The organism is Thermomonospora curvata DSM 43183 (assembly GCF_000024385.1).
Lineage (GTDB): Bacteria > Actinomycetota > Actinomycetes > Streptosporangiales > Streptosporangiaceae > Thermomonospora > Thermomonospora curvata.
This window is the reverse complement of the sequence record NC_013510.1, coordinates 1,532,941-1,557,408: the sequence shown is the minus strand read 5'-3', so window position 1 is coordinate 1,557,408 and position 24,468 is coordinate 1,532,941. Positions and strand designations below refer to the sequence as shown.

At 72.7% G+C, this 24,468-nt stretch carries 21 protein-coding genes; 6 read left to right on the top strand and 15 right to left on the bottom strand.

What is annotated here, in order from left to right:
• The first annotated feature begins 26 nt into the window (after nucleotides 1-26).
• On the top strand, nucleotides 27-1,304 hold the full coding sequence (locus TCUR_RS06725; RefSeq protein ID WP_012851733.1) for a multidrug effflux MFS transporter: 1,278 nt from the start codon (nucleotides 27-29) through the stop codon (nucleotides 1,302-1,304).
• 298 nt (nucleotides 1,305-1,602) lie between these two features.
• Here the strand turns inward: TCUR_RS06725 and TCUR_RS06720 are convergent, their stop codons facing one another.
• From TCUR_RS06720 to TCUR_RS06705, 4 genes are all read right to left on the bottom strand, one after another.
• Entirely contained in the window at nucleotides 1,603-2,313 is a 711-nt protein-coding gene (locus TCUR_RS06720) for a hypothetical protein (protein ID WP_012851732.1), read from the bottom strand.
• Between the two features lie 507 nt (nucleotides 2,314-2,820).
• The gene (locus tag TCUR_RS06715) at nucleotides 2,821-3,507 is read right to left on the bottom strand and encodes a hypothetical protein (RefSeq protein ID WP_012851731.1); all 687 of its coding nucleotides are present in this window, start codon (nucleotides 3,505-3,507) and stop codon (nucleotides 2,821-2,823) included.
• A gap of 379 nt (nucleotides 3,508-3,886) precedes the next feature.
• Entirely contained in the window at nucleotides 3,887-5,779 is a 1,893-nt protein-coding gene (locus TCUR_RS06710) for a cellulase family glycosylhydrolase (RefSeq protein ID WP_281055143.1), read from the bottom strand.
• Between the two features lie 103 nt (nucleotides 5,780-5,882).
• Nucleotides 5,883-6,380, bottom strand: coding sequence for an anthrone oxygenase family protein (locus TCUR_RS06705; protein ID WP_041441107.1), 498 nt, complete (start codon nucleotides 6,378-6,380; stop codon nucleotides 5,883-5,885).
• Between the two features lie 81 nt (nucleotides 6,381-6,461).
• Here TCUR_RS06705 and TCUR_RS06700 point away from each other — a divergent pair, with 81 nt between their 5' ends.
• Genes TCUR_RS06700 through TCUR_RS06690 form a run of 3 tightly spaced genes read left to right on the top strand, consistent with a single transcriptional unit; the run spans nucleotide 6,462 to nucleotide 10,706 of the window.
• Nucleotides 6,462-7,460, top strand: a complete 999-nt coding sequence (locus TCUR_RS06700) for an AraC family transcriptional regulator (RefSeq protein ID WP_012851728.1) — start codon at nucleotides 6,462-6,464, stop codon at nucleotides 7,458-7,460.
• Between the two features lie 45 nt (nucleotides 7,461-7,505).
• A complete protein-coding gene (locus TCUR_RS06695) occupies nucleotides 7,506-9,227 on the top strand; it encodes an ExeM/NucH family extracellular endonuclease (protein WP_012851727.1) in 1,722 nt (573 codons plus the stop codon).
• A 39-nt stretch (nucleotides 9,228-9,266) separates the two neighbouring features.
• Nucleotides 9,267-10,706: an aldehyde dehydrogenase family protein gene (locus TCUR_RS06690; protein WP_041439363.1), complete on the top strand. Its 1,440-nt coding sequence runs from the start codon at nucleotides 9,267-9,269 to the stop codon at nucleotides 10,704-10,706.
• Here the strand turns inward: TCUR_RS06690 and TCUR_RS06685 are convergent.
• Both TCUR_RS06685 and TCUR_RS06680 read right to left on the bottom strand, forming a co-directional pair.
• Nucleotides 10,663-11,976: a sensor histidine kinase gene (locus TCUR_RS06685; protein ID WP_148232947.1), complete on the bottom strand. Its 1,314-nt coding sequence runs from the start codon at nucleotides 11,974-11,976 to the stop codon at nucleotides 10,663-10,665. The genes TCUR_RS06690 and TCUR_RS06685 overlap by 44 nt on opposite strands.
• 575 nt (nucleotides 11,977-12,551) lie before the next feature.
• Nucleotides 12,552-13,670: a PP2C family protein-serine/threonine phosphatase gene (locus TCUR_RS06680; RefSeq protein ID WP_012851724.1), complete on the bottom strand. Its 1,119-nt coding sequence runs from the start codon at nucleotides 13,668-13,670 to the stop codon at nucleotides 12,552-12,554.
• A 161-nt stretch (nucleotides 13,671-13,831) separates the two neighbouring features.
• Between TCUR_RS06680 and TCUR_RS26325 the strand changes: the two genes are divergently transcribed.
• On the top strand, nucleotides 13,832-14,020 hold the full coding sequence (locus tag TCUR_RS26325) for a hypothetical protein (RefSeq protein WP_012851723.1): 189 nt from the start codon (nucleotides 13,832-13,834) through the stop codon (nucleotides 14,018-14,020).
• 6 nt (nucleotides 14,021-14,026) lie between these two features.
• On the opposite strand, the gene TCUR_RS06675 is transcribed toward TCUR_RS26325, so the two are convergent.
• From TCUR_RS06675 to TCUR_RS06645, 7 genes are all read right to left on the bottom strand, one after another.
• On the bottom strand, nucleotides 14,027-14,494 hold the full coding sequence (locus TCUR_RS06675) for a ribose-5-phosphate isomerase (RefSeq protein ID WP_012851722.1): 468 nt from the start codon (nucleotides 14,492-14,494) through the stop codon (nucleotides 14,027-14,029).
• 79 nt (nucleotides 14,495-14,573) lie between these two features.
• The gene (locus TCUR_RS06670; RefSeq protein ID WP_012851721.1) at nucleotides 14,574-15,530 is read right to left on the bottom strand and encodes an ATP-binding protein; all 957 of its coding nucleotides are present in this window, start codon (nucleotides 15,528-15,530) and stop codon (nucleotides 14,574-14,576) included.
• 191 nt (nucleotides 15,531-15,721) lie between these two features.
• The gene (locus TCUR_RS06665) at nucleotides 15,722-16,480 is read right to left on the bottom strand and encodes an energy-coupling factor ABC transporter ATP-binding protein (RefSeq protein WP_012851720.1); all 759 of its coding nucleotides are present in this window, start codon (nucleotides 16,478-16,480) and stop codon (nucleotides 15,722-15,724) included.
• The gene (cbiQ, locus tag TCUR_RS06660) at nucleotides 16,477-17,238 is read right to left on the bottom strand and encodes a cobalt ECF transporter T component CbiQ (protein ID WP_012851719.1); all 762 of its coding nucleotides are present in this window, start codon (nucleotides 17,236-17,238) and stop codon (nucleotides 16,477-16,479) included. The genes TCUR_RS06665 and cbiQ overlap by 4 nt, the downstream gene beginning before the upstream one ends.
• Before the next feature lie 90 nt (nucleotides 17,239-17,328).
• Complete coding sequence (locus TCUR_RS27830) at nucleotides 17,329-17,673, bottom strand: PDGLE domain-containing protein (protein ID WP_012851718.1); 345 nt, start codon at nucleotides 17,671-17,673, stop codon at nucleotides 17,329-17,331.
• Nucleotides 17,674-17,678: 5 nt separating this feature from the next.
• Nucleotides 17,679-18,380 (bottom strand): energy-coupling factor ABC transporter permease, encoded by a 702-nt coding sequence (locus TCUR_RS06650; RefSeq protein ID WP_012851717.1) that lies wholly within the window; start codon nucleotides 18,378-18,380, stop codon nucleotides 17,679-17,681.
• A 167-nt stretch (nucleotides 18,381-18,547) separates the two neighbouring features.
• A complete protein-coding gene (locus TCUR_RS06645) occupies nucleotides 18,548-19,159 on the bottom strand; it encodes a mycothiol-dependent nitroreductase Rv2466c family protein (protein ID WP_012851716.1) in 612 nt (203 codons plus the stop codon).
• A gap of 147 nt (nucleotides 19,160-19,306) precedes the next feature.
• Between TCUR_RS06645 and pepN the strand changes: the two genes are divergently transcribed.
• Complete coding sequence (gene pepN / locus TCUR_RS06640) at nucleotides 19,307-21,859, top strand: aminopeptidase N (protein ID WP_012851715.1); 2,553 nt, start codon at nucleotides 19,307-19,309, stop codon at nucleotides 21,857-21,859.
• 34 nt (nucleotides 21,860-21,893) lie between these two features.
• On the opposite strand, the gene TCUR_RS24745 is transcribed toward pepN, so the two are convergent.
• Together TCUR_RS24745 and malQ are read right to left on the bottom strand one after the other, a co-directional pair.
• A complete protein-coding gene (locus tag TCUR_RS24745; RefSeq protein WP_012851714.1) occupies nucleotides 21,894-22,268 on the bottom strand; it encodes a hypothetical protein in 375 nt (124 codons plus the stop codon).
• A 42-nt stretch (nucleotides 22,269-22,310) separates the two neighbouring features.
• On the bottom strand, nucleotides 22,311-24,464 hold the full coding sequence (malQ, locus tag TCUR_RS06630; RefSeq protein ID WP_012851713.1) for a 4-alpha-glucanotransferase: 2,154 nt from the start codon (nucleotides 24,462-24,464) through the stop codon (nucleotides 22,311-22,313).
• Nucleotides 24,465-24,468 lie beyond the last annotated feature (4 nt).

Genomic DNA, 24,468 nt, shown 5'->3' with positions numbered 1-24,468 from the left:
GTAAATTCCCGTCACCCGAGGAACGCATGCTCAAAAACCCCGCCGTCCCTTCCCGGCCCGGCGTGTCCGGGCTGCTGCTGGTGGTCCTGGCCCTGCTGAACACGGTGGCGCCGTTCGCCACCGACATGTACCTGCCGGCCTTCACCGACATGGCCGACGACCTGGGCGCCGGCGCCTCCAGCGTCCAGCTCACGCTCACCGCCTTCCTGATCGGGCTGGCCGTCGGGCAGCTGACCATCGGCCCGCTGTCGGACCGCTTCGGCCGCCGCGTCCCGCTGCTGATCGCCACCTGCGCGGCCACCGCCGCCGCCGTGGTGTGCGCGCTGTCCCCCAACGTGTGGGTGCTGGTGGCGGCGCGGTTCGTCCAGGGCTTCGCCGGGGCGGCGGGCATCGTCATCGGGCGCGCGGTGGCCGCCGACCGCACCGGAGGCCAGGCGGCGGCCAAGGTGTTCTCGCTGCTGACCAGCATCAGCGGCATCGCCCCCGTGGTCGCCCCGCTGGCCGGCGGCCTGCTGGTGCCCGCCGGCTGGCGCATGGAGTTCTGGGCGCTGACGGGCATCTCGGCGCTGATGCTGCTGGGCGCCCTGCTGGTGGTCCCCGAGTCGCTGCCACCGGAGCGGCGGCACCGGGGAGGCCTGGCCGCCACCGGCCGGACGATGCGGCACCTGCTGGCCGACCGCGGCTACCTCGGCTACATCCTCACCTTCGGGCTGGGCTTCACCGGGCTGATGGGCTACATCTCCGCCTCGCCCTTCGTGATCAAGAACGTGCTGGGGCTGTCCACCTCCGCCTACTCGGCGGACTTCGCCGTCAACGCGCTGGGCATGGTGACCGCCGGGCTGATCAACGCCCGGCTGATCGGGCGTTTCACCCCGCAAGGGCTGCTGGGCTTCGGCCAGGGCGCCGTGCTGACCGGCTCGGCCGTCCTGCTGGCGATGCTGGCCGCCGGAGCGCCCGCCGCCGCGGTGCTGCCGGTGCTGTTCCTGACGGTGAGCTGCGTTGCGTTCGTCATGGGCAACTCGGCGGCGCTGGCGCTGGGACGCGCCCGGCACGCCTCGGGCACCGGCGCCGCCATGATGGGCGCCCTGCAGTTCGCCTGCGGCGCCCTGGTCTCCCCCTTGGTGGGGCTGGGCGGGGAGGAGACCGGCGTCCCCATGGGCATCGCCCTGGTGACCGCCGCCGTCCTGGGCATCGGCGCCCACCTGCTGGCCCGCACCGTCCCGGCCTCCCGCTCCGCGGCCCCGGAACCGCGGGAAGGGGAAGGGCCGCGCGCCGAACCGGCGCAGCAGACGACGGGACGCTGAGGGGACCGTCGGCGTTCCGGCTCCGGGGGAGCACGGCGAGAAGCGGGGCGCCGCCCGCGCCTGCCGGGCGGCGCCCCGCTCGTTCACCGAGCCTGCCGCAGCACGCCGTTTCCGCAGGCCGGGACAGGGGCGCCGCCGCGACCTGCCAGGTCACGACCTCAGATCCCGCCGTGGCTCCCGTCCCGGACCGCCGCGATCACGTGCCGGAAGGGCTCAGCGGTCCGGCCGTCCGCTCCGCCCCGGTGCCCGGCCCGGCCGGTCCCCTCAGCGGGCCGGGCACCGGACGCACTGCGGAGGCTCACGACGCCGGGGTGGCGTAGAGGGTCTGGTCGAAGACGCCGGAGTTCGCGACCTTCTCGCCCTTGACGGTGCCGTAGCCGCTGGCCGTGCCGGTCGCCGGGCAGAGCGCATTGCTGCCCGACAGCCGGGCGAGGGTGGCGTTCTGCATCTTGGCCTGGGCCTCGTTGACCGAGGTGTCGGGGCGGTTGGGGTTGGTGGGGTTGTACAGGTCGAAGGTGAGGGAGGTGATGCTGGAGTTCAAGCCGTAGTAGCAGGTGAACGTGCCGAGGATGGGGAGGCTGATGGTGGCCTTGACCCGCAGGTCGGTGTCGGTGAAGGTGAGGGCGCCGTCCCGGCCGTTGGGGCCCGGGGAGTAGTTCACCACCGCGTCGTCGTAGGGCAGCTGCTCGAAGGAAACGCTGGCCGTGCCGATGCTGCTGGTACACCCGGAGACGGAGGCCGAGTTCAGGCTGACGTCGAGGCCGTCGTAGGTGAGCGTCCCGCTCAAGTTGGCGTTGCTGCACTCGGCCGTGATGGAGCCGAAGATGGAGAAGCTGGCGCTCACGGTCAGCGGGGAGAGGTTGGTGAACCGGAAGTTGCCGGAGTAGGGGTTCCCGTCGTCGCGGCGGATGGTGACGGTGGGCTCCACGGCGGAGGCGCTGGTGGCCATCAGCCCCAGCGCGGTGGCGGCGGCGAGGACGGGGGTGGCGATTCTCGCCAAGGTCTTCATGGGGGTGCTCCTGAATAGATCAGTGGGGTGGGAAGCACCGGCACACCTGTGAGCGACGGCGGGGTGATCACCGGTCCGGGCCGCCGTGTCGTGGCCGGGTGCGGACTACTCGCCCCGGCCTGGCGGGACGGGGCAAGTAACCCGTTGCTGATGGAGATAACTCCACCGCTCACCCCGAGTCAATCCGCCCTTTATGTCCCACTTAGGACACAAATGGGCGATTAAAGCGGGCGTCGGGGTGCCGCTCGTTGCCTCCCGCCCCACCGGCTCCCCCCGTCCGGCAGGCACCCCGCACCGCACCGTTCCACGTCGTCACAGACGACATGAGCCGGCACAGGAGAGTCGCCGCGCAATGCCCGTCCGTCGCGGAGATAAGGTCGCCGGTCGCCGCGCCGGGAAGCACCTGGCCCGCCCAAGGGCGGCATGGCCGGCCCAGAGACGCTCGGCGCCGCGGCCGGCCTCGGCGGCGGACCGGCCGCGGCCGGTCATCGAGCGGTGCGGAGCGGGTCAGGGAGTGAAGTAGAGGGTCTGGCCGAAGACGCCGGAGCCCCCGAGCCCTTTGAGGGTGCCGTAGCCGTCCAGCACAGCGGTCGATGAGCAGAACAGGGAGCTGCCCGGCTGCCGGGCAAGGGGAGCGTTGTCGATCTCGGCTTGAGCCTCGGGGACCGAGGGATCGGGACGGTTGGGGTTGTCGGGGTTGTACAGGTTGACGGTGAGTGAAGGGATGCTGCCGTTCAGGCCGTAGCCACAGGTGCCCACGCCGCTGAGGGAGAACCGGATCCGCAATCCGGGATCGGTGAGGATGAGAACGCCGTCTCTGCCTCCGGGGAGCGGGTCGTACCGCAGGGTCGCCTGGGTGTAGGGCAGGCCTTCGAAACCGATGGAGTGCACGTTGCCGATATCGCTGGTGCAGTTGCCGAAGGAGACAGCGCTCAGGACGAAGTTGGAGCCGTCGGACCCCACATTCCCGTTCAGGCCGATGGAATCGCACTGCACGACGGCATTCATGCCGAGGATCTGCAGATTCAGAGTCATCGGGACGAGACTGTCGAAGCGGAAGCCGCCGGAGTAGGGACTCCCGCCGGCGTCGTCCCGCCGGATGGTGATGGTGGAGGCGGCGGCACCGGTGGCCGACAGACTCAGCGCGGTGACGACGGCGAGGATGGCGGCGGCGATTCTCGCCAAGGTCTTCATGGGGCGCTCCTGTGGTTCCGGGGGCGGGAAGCACCGGCGCACCTGTGGGCAGCGGCGGGGTGATCACCGGTCCGGGCCGCCGTGCGGTGGCCGGGACGGGCCGCTCACCCCGGCCTGGCGGGACGGGGCTCGTAACCCGTTACCGATGAATAACTCCACCCTTTTCCCAAGGCAATAAGCCTTAAATGTCCTATTGAGGACACGAATAGGCGATTAACACGGGCGTCGGGGCTCATCACCTTCTGTCCTGCCGGTCCCCGGCGTTCGCCAGGTATCCCGTGCCGCATCGTGCTGTGTCGTTCCGGACGGCGCGTTCTGCCACGCGAGCGGCGCCGTCCTGGAAACGCCCGCCCATCAGAGGGCGCGGCGGGTTCACCGGTCAGCGCGCCGGAAAGTACCGGGCCGCCCAAGCGGTCAGTTCGGCGCGGGCGGCGGCCAACTGGGCGGCGGTGACGGGCGGGCCGGTCGCGGCGTTGACGACCAGCATCACGTGGACCGCACCGCCGCCGCCGTGGTCGACCAGCAGGCGGCGGGCGGAGGAGGAACCCGGCTCGGGAGCGATGCGGACCGGGCCGGAGGACGACAGGCCGCGGCGGGCGGTCAGATCGCCGACGACGACCGTGCGCCCGGGGGTGAACGAGCCGGGCAGGTGCAGTTCGGTCGGCGCCTGCGGCGCGGCGGCGGGGGCGCGCCAGACCAGCACGCCGAACTGGCGGCCGTGGACCAGGGCCGCCACGTTGGGCATCGCGGCCGGGGCCGCCAGCCATGCGGCCTGGCTCCCCCGCCCGGCGAAGCCGGAGCGGGCCAGGTCCTCGTAGGCGAACGCCAGGATGTCGCCGGCCACCGCGCTCGGATAGAGGCGGTCCAGGACGCGCCGGTCGAGCCGGAGCCTCACCCGGCCGGTCTCGTCGGTGCGCACCACCGAGAAGTCCTCATCGTTCCAGGCGTCGCCTTCGGTTCGGACCTTGCGGGGGTTGCCGTTCATCGGCTCGTGGTGGCGTCCGCTGTAGATGTCCCAGTGCCAGTGGGTGGCCGACAGCACGGTGCCGCCGGAGGCGGCCCGCCGCCACCAGTCGGCGCCGCGGACGCCGTGGTCCGCCCCCTGGTACATCGCGCGCACCATCCACGGGGTGCGGTCGCTGCCGAACCCGGACATGCGGTTGCCGAACTCAGAAAGGAACGGGGCGGTGGCCAGGGTGCGCGCCCGGTCGCGGATCTCGTTCATGGCCGCGGCATAAGCGCCGTCCCCGGCGGGGCGGGGGTCGATGGTCATGCGGGCGCCGTCGTAGAAGTGGCTGTTGAACACGTAGCGGGCGCCCAGTTTCCCGACCGCCGACAGGCCGCCCTGTTCGAAGAAGCCGACGTTCCAGAACGGCAGCGGCTCCACGAAGATGGGCTTGGCGTCCCAGCCGGCCGCGTCCATCGCGGCGCGCATCCGCCGGTAGAACGGCAGCAGGTACTCCCGTTCCCAGTCGGCGCCGCGGACGTCGTCCAGGCCGCCGTCGAAGGGCTCGTTGAAGGGGTCCAGGCCGAGGATCGATCGGAACTCCCCGGCGGTCAGCCTCCGCTTGAGGTGGGCCATGGCCGCGGTCGCCTGCTCGACGAAGGCGTCCTGGACGCGGACCGGCCCCACGGCGGTCGGCATCGCCCGGTTGTGCCAAAAGTCGCGGGCGGCCCGGCGCACCGCCTGGTTGGTCAGCATGTTCTGGCCCCAGACGATGCACAGGCCGCAGAACTCCTTGGGATAGCCGCCGCCCTCGACCGCCCACCTGGGGGCGCCGTCCCCGGTGTACCAGCTGCCGGCGTGGAACAGGTGCGCCGAGTACAGGTCCTGGTGATAGTCGAGCAGGACGTAAAAGCCGCGGGAGATGAAAGCGCGGATCTGCTCGGCCGCCCGGTCCAGGTAGGCGTGATCGATGCGGCCGGGGGCCGGCTGCACGCCCTCCCAGGTGATCAGGAAGCGGATCGCGTTGGCGCCGGTGAGGTCCCGCATGGCCTGCGCCGAGCGGGCCGCGTCCGCCGCGTCGCGGAACGGCAGCAGGCCGGTCTCCCGCAGCTTGGCGCTGCCGGAGACGTTGAAGCCCCGCAGCACCACCTCACGGCCCGTCCGGTCGCGGAACACCCACTCCCCCGCCTTGGGGGCGACCGACAGGGCCTGCCGCTGGGCGGCGGGCGGCGCGGCCGCGTTCGCCGGCGGCGGCGCGCCGAGCAGGGACGCGGCGAGCAGAAGCGGCATGGCGAGGGCCGCCGACGAGCGCACGGGCGATCTCATGAGCGTTTCGCCCCTTCCGGCCTGAGCGGGATGGGCCCTCACTGTGAGAAGAGAGGGCGCCCCCGGCAAGATCCCGTCCCGCCCTCCGGGACCGGCGGCGCGGCTACAGGGCGCGCCCGGAGCGGATCAGGGCCCACACCAGGCAGACCAGGGCGGCGGTGGACAGCACCGAGCGCACGACGTTCCAGCTCACCCACCTGCCTTCGAACTCGGCGCGCACCGCGGCCGGATCGGCCAGGCCCCCGGCGTCGCCGGCGGCGGCGAGGGCGTCGTTGAGCGGCACGTTGACGGTGAACGTGATCACCAGCACCGCCGCGTACAGCGCGAAGGCCGCGACCAGCCAGGGCAGCATGGCCCGGTGGTCCCCGCCCAGGTGGACGCCCACGGCCAGGCCGGTGAAGACGATCGCACCGGCGAACACCAGCGCGAACCAGCCGTTGAGGATGGCGGTGTTGATGCGCTGCATGGCGTCGATGAACACGCGGTCGCCGGTCCGGGCGAGGCCGGGCATGACGGCGTAGGAGAAGCTCGTGAACAGGCCCGCCGCAAGGCCCATCGTGGTCGCGGCCGCCACCAGCGAAAAGATCTGGAGCACTTTCATGCTCTCAGTGAAGTTCCGCATAGGTGAGACGATCCATAGGTGAAAAGCTCGATCTCATACGCGAGCGTCTAGGCTCGCGGCATGGATGCTCTGGCGAGCCTGCTGGACGGGCCGAGGGCACGGGGCGCCTTCCTGCTGAAGGCCGTCCTGGATCCCCCGTGGGCGATGCGGGTGCAGGACCGGGCGCCGCTGACCCTGGTGGCGATGCTGCGCGGGGAGGCCTGGGCGATCCCGCAGGCGGGGGAACCGGTCAAGGCCGGCGCCGGGGAGGTGATGATCATCCGCGGCCCGGACCCGTACGTGGTCGCCGACGACCCGGCCACACCGCCCGGCATCGTCATCCACCCCGGCGGGCGCTGCAGCGACCCCACCGGGCGCGACCTGCACGATGAGCTGACGCTGGGCGTGCGGACCTGGGGCAACGCCCCCGACGGCGCGCACCGGATGCTGGTGGGGACGTACCGGATGAGCGGCGAGATCGGTGCCCGGCTGCTGGCGGCGCTGCCGCCGCTGCTGACGGTGGAGCCGGAATCGCCGCTGGTGGCGCTGCTCGAGCAGGAGATGACCCGCGACGAGCCGGGCCAGGAGGTCATGCTGGACCGGCTGCTGGACCTGCTGCTGATCACGTCGCTGCGGACCTGGTTCACCCGCCGCCGCGACGCCGCCCCGGCCTGGTACCGGGCGCTCGCCGACCCGGTGGTGGGACGGGCGCTGCGGATGATGCACCAGGACCCGGCGCGGCCGTGGACGGTGGCCGCGCTGGCGGGCCGGACCGGGGTGTCCCGGGCCGCGCTGGCCCGCCGCTTCACCGAACTGGTCGGCGAGCCGCCGATGGCCTACCTGACCGGCTGGCGGCTGGCGCTGGCCGCCGACCTGCTGCGGGAGCCGGAGGCCACGGTGGCCTCGGTGGCGCGGCGGGTGGGCTACGGCAGCCCGTTCGCCTTCAGCGCCGCCTTCAAGCGGGTGCGCGGGGTCAGCCCGCGGCAGTACCGGGCGATGGTCACCGGATCCCGGGACGGGGAGCACTCCCCTGCGCCCGCCACAGATCGCGACACGGCGGCCGACTCACCTGAAGGGTGACACTGGGCCTTCCACCCGATCACTCTTCGTGACACCCTCGCATACATGCCCCCCGCTTCAGCCCCCAGCGCGGCGGCCCTGGCGATCGCCTTGACGATCGGCTCGGGCTCCGGCGCCGCCCCCGCCGACGACCCCGGGTGCAGCGCTCCGCCCACCCACCGGATCGCCCAGGTGCAGGGCCCCGGAGACGCCACCCCGCTGTCAGGGCGCATCGTGCGGGTCGAAGGCGTCGTCACCGGGGACTTCCAGCGCGGCGACCAGCTCGGCGGCTTCTTCCTGCAGGACCCCTCCCCCGACGATGACCCGGCCACCTCCGAAGGATTGTTCGCCTACGCCGGGCCCGGCGTGCGGGACGTGCGGGTCGGCGACCGGGTCCTGGTCACCGGACGGGCCGTGGAGTTCAACGGCCTGACCGAGCTGTCCCCGGTCACCGCCGTGGACGTGTGCGGCACCGGGACGGTGGAACCGGTCCGCTACCGCCTGCCCCGGCCGGAGGGCGTCACGTTCGAGCCGGTGGAGAACATGCTGGTGACCTTCCCCCAGGAGCTCACCGCCACCGAGCACTACCGGCTCGGCCGGTACGGGGAGCTGACGGTCTCGGCCGGGGGACGGCTGTTCCAGCCCACCGACCGCCCCGGCGTCTCCGCAGAACGCAACGACCGGCGGCGGCTGCTCATCGACGACGGCTCCACCGTGCAGAACCCCGCCACCATCCCGTTCACCGAGCCGCACGTGGTCCGGCCGGGCGACACGGTGCGCGGCCTGACCGGCGTGCTCGGTTATGGCTTCGGCGCCTACCGGCTGCACCCCACCGAACCGGCGGTCTTCCGGCGCGCCAATCCGCGCCCGGCCGCACCCGGGCCGGTGGGACCCGCCACCGTCAAGGTCGCCTCGTTCAACACCCTCAACTGGTTCACCACGGTGGGCGGCCGCGGCGCCACCACCCCGCTGGAGCGGGAGCGCCAGCTCGCCAAGCTGGTCGCCGCGCTCAAGGGCATGGACGCCGACGTGGTCGGCCTGATGGAGGTGGAGAACAACGGCGATGCCGCCGTCAAGGCGCTGGTCGACCGGCTGAACGCGGCCGTGGGCGCGGGCGCCTACTCCTGGATCCGCCATCCCGGTCCAGGCGGGGACGCCATCCACGTCGCACTGATCTACCGGCCGGGCCGGGTGCGGCCGGTGGGACCGGCCCGCACCGCGGCCGATGCGGTCTTCGAGCGGCCCCCGCTGGCGCAGACCTTCCGGCACGCGGGCGGCGGCACGCCGTTCACCGTGATCGTCGGCCACCTCAAGTCCAAGCGCTGCGACGGCGCCAGCGGGCCGGACGCCGACCAGGGCGACGGGCAGGGCTGCTACAACGCCCGGCGCGTCCGGCAGGCCCGGGCGCTGGCGGAGCTGGCCGCCGCGGTGCCGCACCCGCTGGTGATCGGCGACCTGAACTCCTACGGGCGGGAAGACCCGATCAAGACACTGGCGGCATCCGGGCTGGCCGGCCAGACCGAGCGGTTCGTCCCGGCCGGGCGCCGCTACAGCCACGTCTTCGACGGCCAGGCCGGCGAACTGGACCATGTGCTGGCCCCGCCGGCCCTGGCGCGGTGGATCACCGGCGTCACCATCTGGCACATCAACGCCGACGAGCCGCCCATCGTGGACTACAACACCGAGGACAACCCGCCGCGCCTGTACCGTCCGGACGCCTATCGCTCCTCCGACCACGACCCGGTGATCGTCGGGCTGCGGCCGCCCGGCGCGCCGCAACGCCGCTGAGCCGCCCGTCCGCCCGCAAGCAGGAGTAGCGTGGACGGTATGCCCGATGCGACCCAGGTGAGCTCTTTCTGGCTGGCGGGACGGCCGGCGACCGGGGACGGCCGGATCGTCGTGACCCACCCCTATGACGGCCGGGTGGTCGGCGCCGCGGCGGTGCCGACCCAGGCGCAGGTGGAGGAGGCGGTGGCGGCCGCGCACGCGGTGCGGGCGCAGGCCGCGGCGCTGCCGCTGCACGTGCGGGCCGAGGCGCTGGCGCACGTGGCGCGGCGGCTGGGCGAGCGGGCCGAGGAGCTGGCCCGCCTGATCACCGCCGAGAACGGCAAGCCGCTGATGTGGGCGCGGGCCGAGGTGGCGCGGGCGACCTCGACGTTCCGGTTCGCCGCCGAGGAGGCCCGCCGCTGGAGCGGGCACGTGCAGCGGCTGGACACCGACCCCGGCGCGGTGGGGCGGATGGCCTACATCTCCCGGGTGCCGCGCGGGCCGGTGCTGGCGATCACCCCGTTCAACTTCCCGCTCAACCTGGTGGCGCACAAGGTCGCCCCGGCGGTGGCGGTGGGCGCCCCGGTGGTGGTCAAACCGGCGCCCAAGACCCCGCTGTCGGCGCTGGCGCTGGGGGAGATCCTGGCCGAGACCGAGCTGCCGGAGGGCATGTTCTCGGTGCTGCCGGTGCCGAATGAGCGGGCCGCGGCGCTGGTGGACGACCCGCGGCTGCCGGTGGTGTCCTTCACCGGGTCCGGGCCGGTGGGCTGGGCGATCCGCGAGCAGGCGCCGCGCAAGCACGTGACGCTGGAGCTGGGCGGCAACGCCGCGGCCGTGGTGTGCGCCGACGCCGATCTGGACCACGCCGCCGCCCGCGTCGGGCTGTTCGCCAACTACCAGGCCGGGCAGAGCTGCATCGCGGTGCAGCGGGTGCTGGTGGAGCGCGCGGTGTACGAGGAGTTCGTCCCCCGCCTGATCGAGACGGTCGAGGGCCTGGTCACCGGCGACCCGTGGCAGGAGACCACCCAGGTCGGGCCGCTGATCAGCGAGGAGGCCGCGCAGCGGGTGCAGGACTGGGTGGAGCGGGCCGTCCGCGGCGGGGCCAAGGTGCTGGCCGGCGGCGTCCGCGACGGCGCCACGTTCGCGCCGACCGTGCTGGCCGAGGTGCCCGATGCGGCCGAGGTGTGGTGCGAGGAGGTCTTCGGCCCGGTGCTGGCGCTGCGGCCCTTCGACACCCTGGAGGAGGCGTTCGCGCTGGTCAACGCCTCCCGGTACGGGCTGCAGGCCGGGGTGTTCACCCGCTCGCTGCAGGTGGCCTTCCGGGCGAACCGGGAGCTGGAGGTGGGCGGTGTGATCATCGGGGACGTGCCGTCCTACCGGGCCGACCAGATGCCCTATGGCGGGGTCAAGGAGTCGGGGGTGGGCCGCGAAGGGCTGCGCTCGGCGATGGAGGACCTCACCTACGAGAAGGTTCTGGTGTTGACGGGGCTGGATCTCTGAGCGGCAGCCGCAGGATCAGCAGCGCCCCGCCCTGCTCGCTCTCGTCGGCGACCAGGCTGCCGCCGTGGGCGACCGCGATGTCCCGGGAGATCGCCAGCCCCAGCCCGCTGCCCTGGGTGTCGCGGCGGCGGCCCTCGGGCAGGCGCTGGAAGCGCTGGAAGACCCGCTCGCGGTCCTCCGGGGGGATGCCCTCGCCGTCGTCGGCGACCTCCAGCACGGCCTCGTCGCCGTCCCGGTAGACGTTGAGGCGGATCTCGGATTCGGCGTGACGTTCGGCGTTGTCGAGCAGGTTGGTCAGCACCCGCACCAGCTGGGTGCGGCTGCCGTTGATGATCAGCGGGCGGGCCACGTCGCGGACCTGGACGTGCACCGGCACCCGGCGGGGCCGGTCGGTGGCCTCGGCGCGGGCCAGCGCGCCCAGGTCCACCGGTTCCCGCTCGGCGCAGATCCCGGCCTCCAGCTTGGCGATGGTCAGCACGTCGGCGACCACCTTCTGCAGCCGGTCGGCGTCGTCCAGCGCCGCCCGCGCCACCGCCGGCCAGTCCTCGTCCTCGGGGTGCACCAGCGCCACCTCCAGCTGGGTGCGCAGCGCGGTCAGCGGGCTGCGCAGCTCGTGGGAGACGTCGGCGACGAAGCGGCGCTGGGCCTCGACGAACTTCTGCAGCCGGTCCAGGGTGACGTTGATGGCCTTGGCCAGTTCGGCGACCTCATCATCGGTGTCGGGGACGGTCACCCGCCGGTTCATCGCCCCGCCGGTGATCTGTGACAGCTCGCGGCGCATCAGCGCGAACGGGGCCAGCGCGTGGCCGACCGAGGCCCAGACGATCCACCACACCAGCACCAGCACCACCGGGATCATCACCGACACGAAGATCCCGAACGTCTGCGCGGCCTTCTCCATGTCCTGTATTGGGCCGGCGGCCAGCAGGTAGCGGACGCCGTCGGGGGCGTCGAGGCGCTGCGCGGCCAGGAAGACCGGGCTCTCCTGCCCCGGCACCTCGGTGATCCGGTATGCCACCTGCCCGCTGCGTTCAGGGCGCAGGTCGTCCATCGGCGGACGGCCCTCCAGGTCCCGGCCGGCGGCGATCACCCGGCCCTGGGCGTCGACCACCTGGAGCAGGTAGAAGGGGGGCACCTGGGTGCGCACCGCGCCGGCCATACCGGAGCGCTCGATGTCCTGGGCCATCCGCTGGACCGCCATGGCGCCGCGTTCTTCCAGGTCCCGCAGCGCCATGGAGTGCATCACCTGGAAGAGGGCCAGTACCCCCACGGTGATGATCAGACCTACGATCGCCGTGGCGATGAAGGTAAGCCGCCACTGGACCGACCGTCGAGAGGCCCGTCGCCGCCGCTCGCCTTTCGCCACCTGTCGTCCGTCCCCTCGCCGATGACCATGTCGCCTAGCGGGGGGTTCAGAAGGTTGGAGATTACAAAGGATCAGCGGGACTGGTTGTAACCGAGGCATTGCCCGGTGAAACCTGCGATCATGAATCAGGGACCGAAGATCTCCGCTCTTTAGGACAAAACACCCCAAATCCCTGGGTGTGCGGCTGCCGGGCCGGTCCCCCGACACACGTCTGTGCGGACGGAACCTCCCACCCCTGGGGCTCCGTCCGCACAGGCGGTGATCCACCGTGCCGCTGTCGGCCGTTCGCCCTCGCCCGTCGAGGAGGATCCCGTACGACGGCGAACCCGGCCGGTCCCTGCGGCACGGCCCCGTACCGTTCCCCTCCGGAGAGGAGGTCCGGCCCGGCGACCTGTCTTTACTGTGCCGTGCCCGGGTTCATTCGGTGCTACATCGAGGTGACGTTCACGTTTCTTATCGCCGGAGGGTTCGGGGCGAACTCAGCGGCGCCAGATGAGCACCAGGGCGCAGTCGTCGTCGCGGGTGGCGGCCATGGTCTCCACCAGCTCCTTGGCGCCCTCGCCGAAGCCCTGCGGCACCAGCCGCTCGGCCTCGGTCAGCAGCCGGCCGATCCCGGTGTCCAGGTCCTGGCCGGGCGCCTCGACCAGGCCGTCGGTGTACAGCAGCAGCGCGTCCCCCGAGCGCAGCGTCCCCCGCTCGGCCTCACAGCGCAGCTCGGGGACCACTCCCAGCACCATGCCGCGGGCCGAGCTGACCTGCCAGGTGCCCACGGTGGAGTCGAACTGGGCGGTCGGCGGATGCCCGGCGGACTCCACCGCGTACTCGCCGGTCGTCAGGTCCAGCACCAGGTGCACCGCGGTCACGAAGCCCTCGTCCCAGTGCTGGCGGTGCAGGTAGTCGTTGCAGGAGGACAGGAAACGGTCCGGCTGGACCGATCCAAGGAGCCCGCCGAAGGCCCCCGACAGCATCAGCGCCCGCGTCCCGGCGTCCACGCCCTTGCCGGAGACGTCCACCAGCGCGACCTCCAACGTCTTGCCGTCGCAGGCGGAGACCACGAAGTCGCCGCCGAAGGAGGACCCGCCGGCCTGCAGCAGCACCACCTGCGCGCCCCAGCCGGCCGGCAGCGGCGGCATCTCCCCCTGCTTGCGCAGCCGGTCGCGCAGCTCCAGCAGCATGTACTCGCCGCGCAGCCCCTGGACGCCCAGCTGCTGGCGGGTGCGGGCCAGGCTGAGGGCCAGCACCGCCGTGATGACCAAGGTGGCGACCATGCCCGGCCCGACCGTGGCCATGCCCAGCCGCCACATGTCGTAGCCGAGCATCACGGCGACCACGCCCAGCAGCACTCCCAGGCTGCGCACCTTCAGCAGCAGCCCGCCGGCCAGCACGGTCAGCACCAGCCCGCCGGCCGGCGCCCACGCCTCCGACCAGGTGGCGCTCAGGCCCAGGCAGACCGCCACCAGGGCCAGTGCGGCGAATATGTAACGATCGCGGGTCAGCCCGCCACGCCTGAGCCACTGGTACAGCCGCACCAGCACGGGGATGCGGCGCAGGAACGCGCGCACCCTCGGCGGCAGCAGGTGGACCAGACGTTGCAACATCTCAGGCACTGTACTGAGCGACCGCCGCTCACGCCTCCAATCCGCGCCAGGGTTGACCTTTTGTAGCGCTTTTGCAACCCCGAGTAAACATCCCTGTGGGGGCCGCCCGGCACTGTCGCACGGCCGCGGCGGCGGGCAGGATGGACGGCGGAGGTGAGGCGATGTCCCAGCCGGGAATGCGGATCACTTTGGATGCGGCGATGCGGGCCAGGGACGTCTCCCGTCCCCGCCCCGAGGACGCACGGCCCGCACCGCAGGCGCCCGAAGCGTCACGGCCCGCCGGATCCCGGGGGGAGCTTTCCAAGAACGAGCGGCGGCGGCTCGGCAAGCGCGGCGCCCACCGGCGCTAGCGCCCGCTAGGGCAGCGGGGGCAGCTCGCCGGTGGTCTCATAAGAGCCGATCATGCCGATCCGGCGGGTGTGCCGCTCCTCCTTGGAGTAGGGCGTGTTGAGGAACACCTCCACGAACCGGGTGGCGGTGGCCAGGTCGTGCTGGCGGGCGCCGATGCTGATCACATTGGCGTCGTTGTGCTCGCGGGCCAGCGCCGCGATCTCCTCGTTCCACACCAGGGCCGCGCGGATGCCCTTGACCTTGTTGGCGGCGATCGCCTCGCCGTTGCCCGAGCCGCCCAGCACGATCCCGAACGAGCCGGGGTCGGCGGCGGTGCGCTCGGCCGCCCGCAGCACGAACGGCGGGTAGTCGTCGGCGGCGTCGTAGACCTGGGGCCCGCAGTCGACCGGTTCATGGCCGTTGTCCGCCAGCCAGCCGATGAGGTGCTGCTTGAGTTCGAAGCCGGCGTGGTCGGATCCAAGGTAGACGCGCATGGCTGGAAAGTCTGCCAGGCCCGCGGCGCGGGCCTGGCAGGGGGTCCCCCCTGCCGCCGGCCCCTGCGCCGCGGGCGGGTCAGGCCGACCGCCGCCACTGCGGCGGGGGCATCTGGAAGCCGGGGTCGATCTGGGCCTCCAGGTCCTGGCCCACGGCGCGGTTGCCCCAGCTCCGGGCGTTCTTGATGTGGAACTCCACGGCCTGGCGGTGGAACTTCGCCCAGTCCTTCTCCTGGGCGTCCACCTCCTGCAGCATGCGTTCCAGGGCCGCCTCGTTGGACCTCTCCAGCGCGACCTGCGCGCGGCCCTGTTCCATGGCGCGCACCGCCTCCGACTGCCCCACCCAGGTCAGCAGCGCGTCGCCGACGTGTTCGCGCAGGTAGGCCACGTCCTGCTCGCCGTGGACCTTGTTGCCCACGACCCTGATCGTCACATCGTGGTCGGCGGCGTAGCGGACGTACTGGCGGTAGACGCCCACGCCCCGCCGGGTGGGCTCGGCGACCAGGAACAGCACGTCGAAGCGGGTGAACAGGCCGGAGGCGAAGGCGTCGGCGCCGGCGGTCATGTCGACCACCACGTACTCGCCCGGCCCGTCGACCAGGTGGTTGAGGTACAGCTCCACCGCCCCGGTCTTGGAGTGGTAGCAGGCCACCCCCAGGTCCTCGTCGTTGAAGGCCCCGGTCACCAGCAGCGTCGCCCCCGCCACCTCCTCGCCGAGGGCGTGCACCGGGTCCTGCCCGCCGATCCGCAGCAGCCGCGAGCCCCGGCCGGGCGGGGTGGTCTTGATCATGGCGGACGCCGAGCCGATGCGGGGGTTGTCGCCGCGCAGGTACTCCTTGATCTCGGTGAGGTGGTCGCCCAGCGCCGGGATCTTGGCGGCCTGCTCCTCCTCCAGTCCCAGCGCCACGCCCAGCTGCTGGTTGATGTCGGCGTCGATGGCCACCACCGGCAGTCCCCGTCCGGCCAGGTAGCGGACGAACAGCGACGACAGGGTGGTCTTGCCGCTGCCGCCCTTGCCGACGAACGCGACCTTCACGATCCGTCCTCCCATCGAGCCTTCCGCGCCCCCGCCCCGCTCCGGCGGCAGGGCGGAAGGGGCCATTTTGGACATGAAAACCGTTGTCGATTTCGACAGCGGCCCGAGCCTATCCGGTCGCCACCGGCTCACGGGGGAATTCGGCTACTTTCCGCAGGACGGATCTGACGGAGAGCGACGTCCCGGCGGGGTCAGCGGCGGGCGAAGAAGGCCGGGTCGAAGCCGTAGGGCAGCTCCAGCCGGTGGGCGCGCAGCAGGGCCTCGTCGCTCAGCAGCTCGGCGGTGGGGCCGTCGGCGACGATCACGCCGCCGGACAGGATCAGCGAGCGCGGGCACAGCTCGGCCGCGTACGGCAGGTCGTGGGTGACCATCAGCAAGGTCACCTCCAGGCCGCGCAGGATCTCGGCCAGCTCGCGGCGGCCGGCCGGGTCCAGGTTGGACGACGGCTCGTCCATGACCAGGATCTCCGGCTCCATGGCCAGCACGGTGGCCACCGCCACCCGCCGCCGCTGCCCGAAACTCAGGTGCTGGGGCGGCCGGTCGGCGGCCTCCAGCATGCCCACCTGGGCCAGCGCCCGCTCCACCCGATCCTGCAGCTCGGCGCCGCGCACCCCCAGGTTGGCCGGGCCGAAGGCGACGTCCTCGGCGACGGTGGGCATGAACAGCTGGTCGTCGGGGTCCTGGAAGACGATGCCGACGCGGCGGCGGATCTCCTGCAGCGTGCGGCGGTCGGCGGGGTCCACCGTCAGCCCGCCGACCCGGACGGTGCCCGCGCCGCCGTGCAGGATGCCGTTCAGGTGCAGCACCAAAGTGGTCTTGCCGGCGCCGTTGGGTCCCAGCAGGGCGACCCGCTCGCCGCGCCCGATGGTGACGTCGACGCCGTACAGGGCCTGGGTGCCGTCGGGGTAGGCGTAGGCCAGGCCGCGTATCTCAAGAGAGGGGGTCGTCACGTCACCATCCAAGCACTCAAGGCGACCAGGGCCGCGGCGGCGGGCAGGAGCGCGGCGCCCGCCCACTGGGCGGCGCCGGCCCGGCTGTCGTGCAGCACCGGCATCCGGCCGTCGTAGCCGCGGCTGAGCATCGCCAGGTAGACCCGTTCGCCCCGCTCATAGGAGCGCAGGAACAGCGCGCCCGCCGAGCGGGCCAGCACCCCGAAGGCGCGCACGTCGCGCGCCTGGAAGCCGCGGGCGGCCCGCGCCACCTTCATCCGCTGCATCTCGGCCACGATCACATCGGCGTAGCGGAACATGAACGTGGCGATCTGCACCAGCAGCGGCGGCACGCGCAGGTGCTGCAGGCCGATCAGCAGCCGGCGCGGCTCGGTGGTGGCGGCCAGCAGCAGGGACGAGACGGTGCCCAGCGTCGCCTTGGCCAGGATGTTCCAGGCCGACCACAGGCCGCTTTCGCTCAGCGTCAGCCCCAGCACCTGCACCTGGGGGCCGCGCGCCACAAGCGGCAGCAGCAGCGCGAACGCCACGAACGGCACCTCGATGACCATGCGCCGCAGCAGGAAGCCCGGCCGCACCCGGGCCAGCGCGGCGACGGCGGCCAGCATGAGCGCGTACACGCCGAACGCCCAGACCGCCTCGCGCGGGGTGCACACCACCGCCAGCACGAACGCCCCGGCCGCCGCCAGCTTGCACTGGGGCGGCAGCCGGTGCAGCGGGGTGTCTTCAGGCAGGTACAGCCGCCGGCCGAGTCCTGTCATCGCCGTATCAGACGGCCGGGGCCGTCCGGACTCCGCGGCGGCCTCCGGACGGCTCCAGCGGTGTGCTCCGTTTCTTCGCGACGGGGTTCATCAGGGCTTTCCGGCGCCGGATGCGGCCGGCGCGTCCGCGGCGGCCGAGCCGTCGCGGCGCCGCAGCACCCAAAACAGCCCGCCGCCGGCCGCGGCGGTCAGGGCGACGCCGATGACCCCGGCCAGCCCGACCGACAGCCGCTCGTTCTCCACGCCCTTGACGCCGTAGTCGCTCAGCGGGGAGCCCGACAGCGGGTGCTCCTTCTCCTGGGCGGCGAACCCCTTGTCCTCGGCGACCTTGGTCAGCCCGTCGGGGTCGCCGCTGGCGTAAAAGCTGACCACCCCGGCCACCACCAGGGCGACCAGCAGGAAGACCACGGCAAAGCGCCGGTTGCCGGTTTTCATCTGCCTCAGACCTCCACCGAGCGGGGCGTGCGGATCTCCAGCGGCGAGGCGGGCCGGCCGCGCAGCCCGTACACCAGGTCCGGGCGGACGGCGGCCACGGTGCCGACGGTGATCGCCGTGATCACGCCCTCGCCGATGCCGATCAGCAGGTGCACGCCGAGCATGGCGCCCAGCACCGCGCCCAGCGGCAGATCGGCGGTGCCGCCGAGGGCGAACAGGGCCACGAACACCAGGGCCGAGGCGGGCACGGACGCCAGCGCCCCCAGGAAGGAGGCCGCGGTCAGTCCCGCCCTGCTGTGGGCCAGGCCGCCCGGCAGCAGCGCGGTCACCGCTTTGAAGACCCCGTAGCCGACCAGCACCCCGGTCAGGGCCATGAGCGTGACGTTGATCCCATAGGCGGTGACCCCGCCGTCGGCGAACAGCATCTGCACTAGCAGCACGACCGAGATGCACAGCACCCCCGTGTAGGGGCCCACCAGGATCGCCGCCAGCGCGCCGCCCATCAGGTGCCCGCTGGTGCCGGCCGCCACCGGGAAGTTGATCATCTGGGCGGCGAACACGAACGCCGCGCTCAGCCCCGCCAGCGGAGCGGTCCGCTCGTCCAGCTCGCGGCGGGCGCCGCGCAGGCACAGCCCGATGCCCGCCGCCGCGACGACCCCGGCGCCGATCGACACCGGCGCGTTGAAGAACCCGTCGGGTACGTGCACTCCGTCTCACCCTTCCCATCCGGAGGGCCGATTCCGCACATGCGAAAACGAACCGTTCGTCCGATGGGTCCAGTTTGACGACACCTCTCTTGCAGTTGCAAGTGGCTCGCAATAACGATTTCCGTGCAGTACACGTACCCGACGGCGGGGCGATCAGGGACGCCGGCTCACTCGAAGCTCGGCTCCTCGGTGCGCGTCCGCTTCAGCTCGTAGAACCCCGGTGTGCGCGCCACGGCCAGCACCCCGTCCCAGAGCCGGACCGCGTCCTCGCCCTTCGGCGCCGGGGTGACCACCGGGCCGAAGAACGCCACGCCCTCCACCGCGATCACCGGGGTGCCGACCTCCTCGCCCACCAGGCCGATGCCCTCGGCGTGCGAGGCCCGCACCGCCTCGTCGTAGTCGGTGGACTCGGCGGCCTGCGCCAGCTCGGGGTCCAGCCCGGCGGCGCGCAGCGCGTCCTCGATGGTCGGCCGGTCGAACGGGAGCTTGCGCAGGTGCCGCCGCACCCCCAGCTCGGTGTACAGGTCGCCCAGCACCTGCGGCCCGTACTTCTGCTCGGCGGCGATGCATACCCGTACCGGCCCCCACCCTTCGGCGATCAGCCGCCGGTACTGTTCGGGGACGTCCTTGCCCTCGTTGAGGACCGACAGGCTCATCACATGCCAGCGGGGCTCGATCGGCCGCAGCGCGGCCACCTCGTGGATCCAGCGCGAGGTGATCCACGCCCACGGGCACAGCGGGTCGAACCAGAAGTCGACGGGGGTACGGGCCTGCGTCACTGCAGCCTCCTGCGATGTCAGGGATACGTCCGTTCCGGACAACCGAAATATTTATCGTTCAATTCCGGCTCGGGCCGTCTCCGGAGGACACCGCCGACGCCCGGTTGATAGACATGGACGAGCGGCAACCGACTTCAAGGAGTGGATGTGGCAGGCAACCTCACGCGCGAGGAGGCGCGGGAACGTGCCCGGCTGCTCACCGTCGAGTCGTACGCGGTGGACCTGGATCTGACGACCGGCGATGAGCGGTTCGGATCCACCACCGTGGTCCGGTTCGGCTGCGGCGAGCCGGGGGCGTCCACGTTCGTGGATCTGCACGGCGCGACGGTCCGCGAGGTGGTGCTCAACGGCCGGTCGCTGGACCCGGCCTCCTACGACGCGGACGCGGGCCGGATCCCGCTGCCGGACCTGGCCGCCGACAACGAGCTGCGCGTGGTGGCCGACTGCCGGTACTCGCGCTCCGGTGAGGGCCTGCACCGGTTCGTCGACCCGGTCGACCAGAAGGTGTACCTGTACACCCAGTTCGAGACCGCCGACGCGCACCGCATGTTCGCCTGCTTCGACCAGCCGGACCTGAAGGCGGCCTTCCAGCTGTCGGTCACCGCGCCCGAGGACTGGCAGGTGGTCACCAACGAGGCCGCCTCCTCCACCGAGCGGACCGGCGACGGCAAGGCCCGCTGGGTCTTCCCGCCCACCCCGCGGATCTCCACCTACATCACCGCGCTGGTGGCCGGCCCCTACCACGCGGTCCGCGACGAGTACCGCCGCGCCGACGGCTCGGTGATCCCGCTGGGGGTGTTCTGCCGCGCCTCGCTGGCCGAGCACCTGGACGCCGACGCCATCTTCGAGGTCACCCGGCAGGGCTTTGAGTTCTTCGAGCGGGTCTTCGCCCGCCGCTACCCCTTCGGCAAGTACGACCAGCTGTTCGTGCCGGAGTTCAACGCCGGGGCGATGGAGAACGCCGGGTGCGTGACGTTCCTGGAGGACTACGTCTTCCGCTCCCGCGTCACCGACGCCGCCTACGAGCGGCGCGCCGAGACCATCCTGCACGAGATGGCGCACATGTGGTTCGGCGACCTGGTGACCATGCGCTGGTGGGACGACCTGTGGCTGAACGAGTCGTTCGCCACCTACATGAGCGTGCTGTGCCAGGCCGAGGCCACCCGCTGGACCGGCTCGTGGACGACCTTCGCCAATTTGATGAAGGCCTGGGCCTACCGCCAGGACCAGCTGCCGTCCACCCACCCCATCTCCGCCGACATCCCCGACATCCGCGCCGTCGAGGTCAACTTCGACGGCATCACCTACGCCAAGGGCGCCAGCGTCCTCAAGCAGCTGGTCGCCTACGTGGGGCGGGAGAACTTCCTGGAGGGCGTGCGCCGCTACTTCGACCGGCACGCCTGGGGCAACACCGTGCTGGGCGACCTGCTGGAGGCCCTGGAGGAGACCTCCGGGCGCGACCTGACCTCCTGGTCCAAGGAGTGGCTGGAGACCGCCGAGGTCAACACGCTGCGCCCCGAGTACCAGGTGGACGCCGACGGCGTCTTCACCTCCTTCGCGGTGCTGCAGGAGGCCAAGCCCGACCACCCGACGCTGCGCTCCCACCGCATCGCCATCGGCCTGTACGACCGCACCGAGCGGGGCATCGTGCGCCGCAAGCGGGTGGAGCTGGACGTGGTGGGCGCCCGCACCGAGGTGCCCGAGCTGGTCGGCGAGCGCCGCCCGGACCTGGTGCTGGTCAACGACGACGACCTGACCTACGCCAAGATCCGGCTGGACGAGCACTCGCTGCGCACCCTCATCGAGGGCATCGGCGACATCGCCGACAGCCTGCCGCGGGCGCTGTGCTGGTCGGCGGCCTGGGACATGACCCGCGACGCGGAGATGGCCACCCGCGACTACGTGCGGCTGCTGCTGAGCGGCATCCGCGGCGTCACCGACATCTCGGTGGCGCAGACGCTGCTGCGCCAGGCCCGCACCGCCGTGCACCAGTACGCCGACCCGGCCTGGCGCACCACCGGCCTGCAGATGATGGCCGACGCCCTGTACGACCTGGCCCACCGGGCCGAGCCCGGCTCGGACTTCCAGCTGTGCTACGTGCAGGCCCTCGCCGCCTGCGCCGTCTCCGACGAGCACCTGGCGTTCCTGCACGGCCTGCTGGAGGGCACGCACACGCTGGAGGGCCTGACCGTCGACACCGAGCTGCGCTGGACGCTGCTGCGGCGCCTGGTGGTCACCGGCAGGGCCGGGCAGGCGGAGATCGACGCCGAGTACGGCCGCGACTCCACCGCCGCCGGGGAGCGGCACGCCGCCGGCTGCCGGGCGGCCATCCCCACGCCCGAGGCCAAGGCCGCCGCCTGGGAGCAGATCATCGGCGGCGAGCTGCCCAACGCGCTGTTCCGCGCCACGCTGGGCGGGTTCATCGACGCGGCCGAGCGGGTGGAGCTGCTGGAGCCGTACGCAGAGCGCTACTTCGCCGAGGTGGGACGCATCTGGGCGGAGTGGAGCAGCGACATGGCCCAGACGTTCGCCGAGGTCGCCTACCCGTTCCTGGTGATCGACCAGTCCACGGTGGACCGCACCGACGCCTACATCGCCTCGGCGAACCCGCAGCCGGCGCTGCGCCGCCTGCTGCTGGAGGGCCGCGACGGCGTGCTGCGCGCCCTGCGCGCCCGCGCCAAGGACGCCGCCGCCGGCTGACCCCGCCTCGCCGTGGGGCCTTGGCCTCCCCCGCTCAGCCGGAGGTCAAGGCCCCGAACGGCAGCGTGACCCGCACGGGATGCTCCAGCTCCAGCACCGAGCGGTGCACCGCGTGCAGCCGGTACTCCCGCGTCGCGGCGTCCAGGCGGAAGGTGAACTTGGGCACCCGCCAGAGCATCACGTCGTTGTCGGTCTCGACCGACAGGCACGGCCCTTCGGGAGAGCGAGCGGCCTCCAGCCCGCCGGCCGGCCTGCGGGCGATGCGGTTGTGCATCGGGACGGGCGATTCGCACCTGATGATGTGGCCGTGGACGATCTCGATCATCCGGGCGACGTCCTCGGGGAGCGCAAGATACTCCTCCTCGGTCATCACCTCGGGGAATTCCTCGAAGCACGCTGGAGTGGACATGCCATCGTCCTCACCGCATCGCCGTCTTCCGAAGGCCGGAGTCTAACGAGACGCCGAGTCCGGGGAACGTTGCAGAACGGGGGCGAGCAGGGCGCGGATGCGGGCGGTGGGCAGGTCGTCCAGGAGGACGGGGCGGCCCTGGGCGTCGGCCAGGGGGATGCGCCAGTTGGGGTGCTCGTCGCCGGTGCCGGGCTGGTTTTGAATGCGGCGTTCGCCCACGGCGTCGGTCAGGGCGATGCCGAGCAGGCGGGCGGGGGTGCGGGCCAGGAAGGCGTGCAGGGCGGTGACCACCTCCTCGTCGTGGGCGGTCGAGCCCCCGGCCAGGGCGCGCAGGATCTCCTCGGGGCGGGTGGTCAGCAGGCCCTGGTCGGCCAGCAGGGCCAGCCAGGCGGCCAGCGCGGCGCGGTGGTCGGCGGCCTCCTCGGGGGCGGGGCGGGTGAGCAGGCCCAGCCGGGCGCGCAGCACCACGTGGTCGCCGTGCAGGAAGCCGGTGATCGGGGGCATGTCGTGGGTGCCGACCGTGGCCAGGGCCGGCTCCCGCCAGGCGCCGGGCGGGCGGGGACGGCCGTGCTCGTCGCGTTCGAACCACAGCAGGTCGGTGCCGAGCACGCCGCGGGCGGCCAGGTCCGCGCGCACCTCCGGCTCGACGGTGCCCAGGTCCTCGCCGATCACCACCGCGCCGGTGCGGGCGGCCTCCAGCACCAGGCACGCCAGCATCGCCTCGCGGTCATAGCCCACATAGGTGCCCTCGGCCGGGGAGCGGCCCTCGGGCACCCACCACAGGCGGGAGATCTGCATGGCGTGGTCCAGCCGCAGGCCGCCGCCGTGGCGCAGCGCGGCGGCGAGCATGCCGCGGTAGGGCCGGTACTCGGCCTCGGCCAGGCGGCGGGGGTGCCAGGGCGGCTGGCCCCAGTCCTGGCCGCGCTGGTTGAACTCATCGGGCGGGGCGCCCACGCTCATGCCGGCGGCGAACACCGCGCGGTGGATCCAGGTGTCGGCGCCGCCGTGGGCCACTCCCACGGCCAGGTCGTGGACGATGCCGATCCGCATCCCGGCGCGGCGGGCGGCCGACTGGGCCTCGGCCAGCTGCTCGTCCAGCCGCCACTGCAGCCAGGTGTGGAAGTCGATGCGCCCGGCCAGGCGCCTGCGCTCGGCCGCCACGGCGGGGGCGGCCGGGTCCTGCAGCGCGGCGGGCCAGCACCGCCAGTCCGGGCCGTGTTCTTCGGCCAGGGCGCACCAGGTGGCGAACGCGGTGAGCGCCTCGCCCTCCCGTTTTTTGAAACGCTCGTAGTCGTCCTGCTGCCGGGTGCCGCGCCGCTGCCGGTGGCAGATCTCCAAGGCGGCCAGCTTGGCCCGCCAGATGCGGTCCCGGTCGATCTCCCGCAGGGTGCGCGCCTTGCGGCGCAGCGGGGCGGCCAGGGCTTCGACGCGTTCGCGGTCGGCCGGCCCCAGGGCCGCGTACTCGGGCAGGTCCTCGATGCGCAGGTAGAGGGGGGCGGCGAAGCGGCGGCTCATCGGCGAGTAGGGCGAGGGGTTGACCGGAGGGACGGGTTCGGCCGCGTGCAGCGGGTTGACCAGCACGAAGTCCGCGCCCAGCGCCTCGGCTCCCCAGGCCGCCAAATCCGCCAGGTCCCGCAGGTCGCCCATCCCCCAGGAAGCGCGGGAACGCACCGAATACAGCTGGGCCATCAGCCCCCAGGCGCGCGGCGCCTCTTTCAGCCTGGCCGGGGCCACCAGCAGGGCGGTCTCCTCTTCCCGGCCGTTCCGCCGCAGGCGCAGCCGGTGCAGGCCCGGCGGCGTCCCTTCGGGGAGAAGGTACAGGTCATGGTCCACGGGGTCGGGCCCGGACGTGCGGCGGCGCCCGGCGGGCGGCAGGCGGCTCGTCCCGCCGTCGGCCCGGATCAGCAGGGCCTCGGCGCCGGGTGCGGGGCGGGCCGGGACGGCGATCCGCCCCGCGCCGGAGCGTTCGTCCGCCCAGCAGACCACCACGGGAGGCAGCGGACGGGTGCGGCCGCGCTCCTCCAGCCGGGCCAGTTCCGCCCGCACCGCCGCAGGGGTGGCGGCGTCCACGCCGAGCGCGGCCAGGACCGCGACGATGGTGTCGCGGGGCACCTCCACGGTGCGCCCGCGCCAGTCGGTGTAGCCGGTGCCGACGCGGTACCCCCGGGCCAGTCTGACCAGTTGCTCGTCCGCCACGCCG

Coding starts and splice junctions, on each gene's coding strand:
- TCUR_RS06725 (WP_012851733.1), top strand. CDS start 27: ATGCTCAAAAACCCCGCCGTCCCTTCCCGGCCCGGCGTGTCCGGGCTG.
- TCUR_RS06720 (WP_012851732.1), bottom strand. CDS start 2,313: ATGAAGACCTTGGCGAGAATCGCCACCCCCGTCCTCGCCGCCGCCACC.
- TCUR_RS06715 (WP_012851731.1), bottom strand. CDS start 3,507: ATGAAGACCTTGGCGAGAATCGCCGCCGCCATCCTCGCCGTCGTCACC.
- TCUR_RS06710 (WP_281055143.1), bottom strand. CDS start 5,779: ATGAGATCGCCCGTGCGCTCGTCGGCGGCCCTCGCCATGCCGCTTCTG.
- TCUR_RS06705 (WP_041441107.1), bottom strand. CDS start 6,380: ATGAAAGTGCTCCAGATCTTTTCGCTGGTGGCGGCCGCGACCACGATG.
- TCUR_RS06700 (WP_012851728.1), top strand. CDS start 6,462: ATGGATGCTCTGGCGAGCCTGCTGGACGGGCCGAGGGCACGGGGCGCC.
- TCUR_RS06695 (WP_012851727.1), top strand. CDS start 7,506: ATGCCCCCCGCTTCAGCCCCCAGCGCGGCGGCCCTGGCGATCGCCTTG.
- TCUR_RS06690 (WP_041439363.1), top strand. CDS start 9,267: ATGCCCGATGCGACCCAGGTGAGCTCTTTCTGGCTGGCGGGACGGCCG.
- TCUR_RS06680 (WP_012851724.1), bottom strand. CDS start 13,670: ATGTTGCAACGTCTGGTCCACCTGCTGCCGCCGAGGGTGCGCGCGTTC.
- TCUR_RS26325 (WP_012851723.1), top strand. CDS start 13,832: ATGTCCCAGCCGGGAATGCGGATCACTTTGGATGCGGCGATGCGGGCC.
- TCUR_RS06675 (WP_012851722.1), bottom strand. CDS start 14,494: ATGCGCGTCTACCTTGGATCCGACCACGCCGGCTTCGAACTCAAGCAG.
- cbiQ (WP_012851719.1), bottom strand. CDS start 17,238: ATGACAGGACTCGGCCGGCGGCTGTACCTGCCTGAAGACACCCCGCTG.
- TCUR_RS27830 (WP_012851718.1), bottom strand. CDS start 17,673: ATGAAAACCGGCAACCGGCGCTTTGCCGTGGTCTTCCTGCTGGTCGCC.
- TCUR_RS24745 (WP_012851714.1), bottom strand. CDS start 22,268: ATGTCCACTCCAGCGTGCTTCGAGGAATTCCCCGAGGTGATGACCGAG.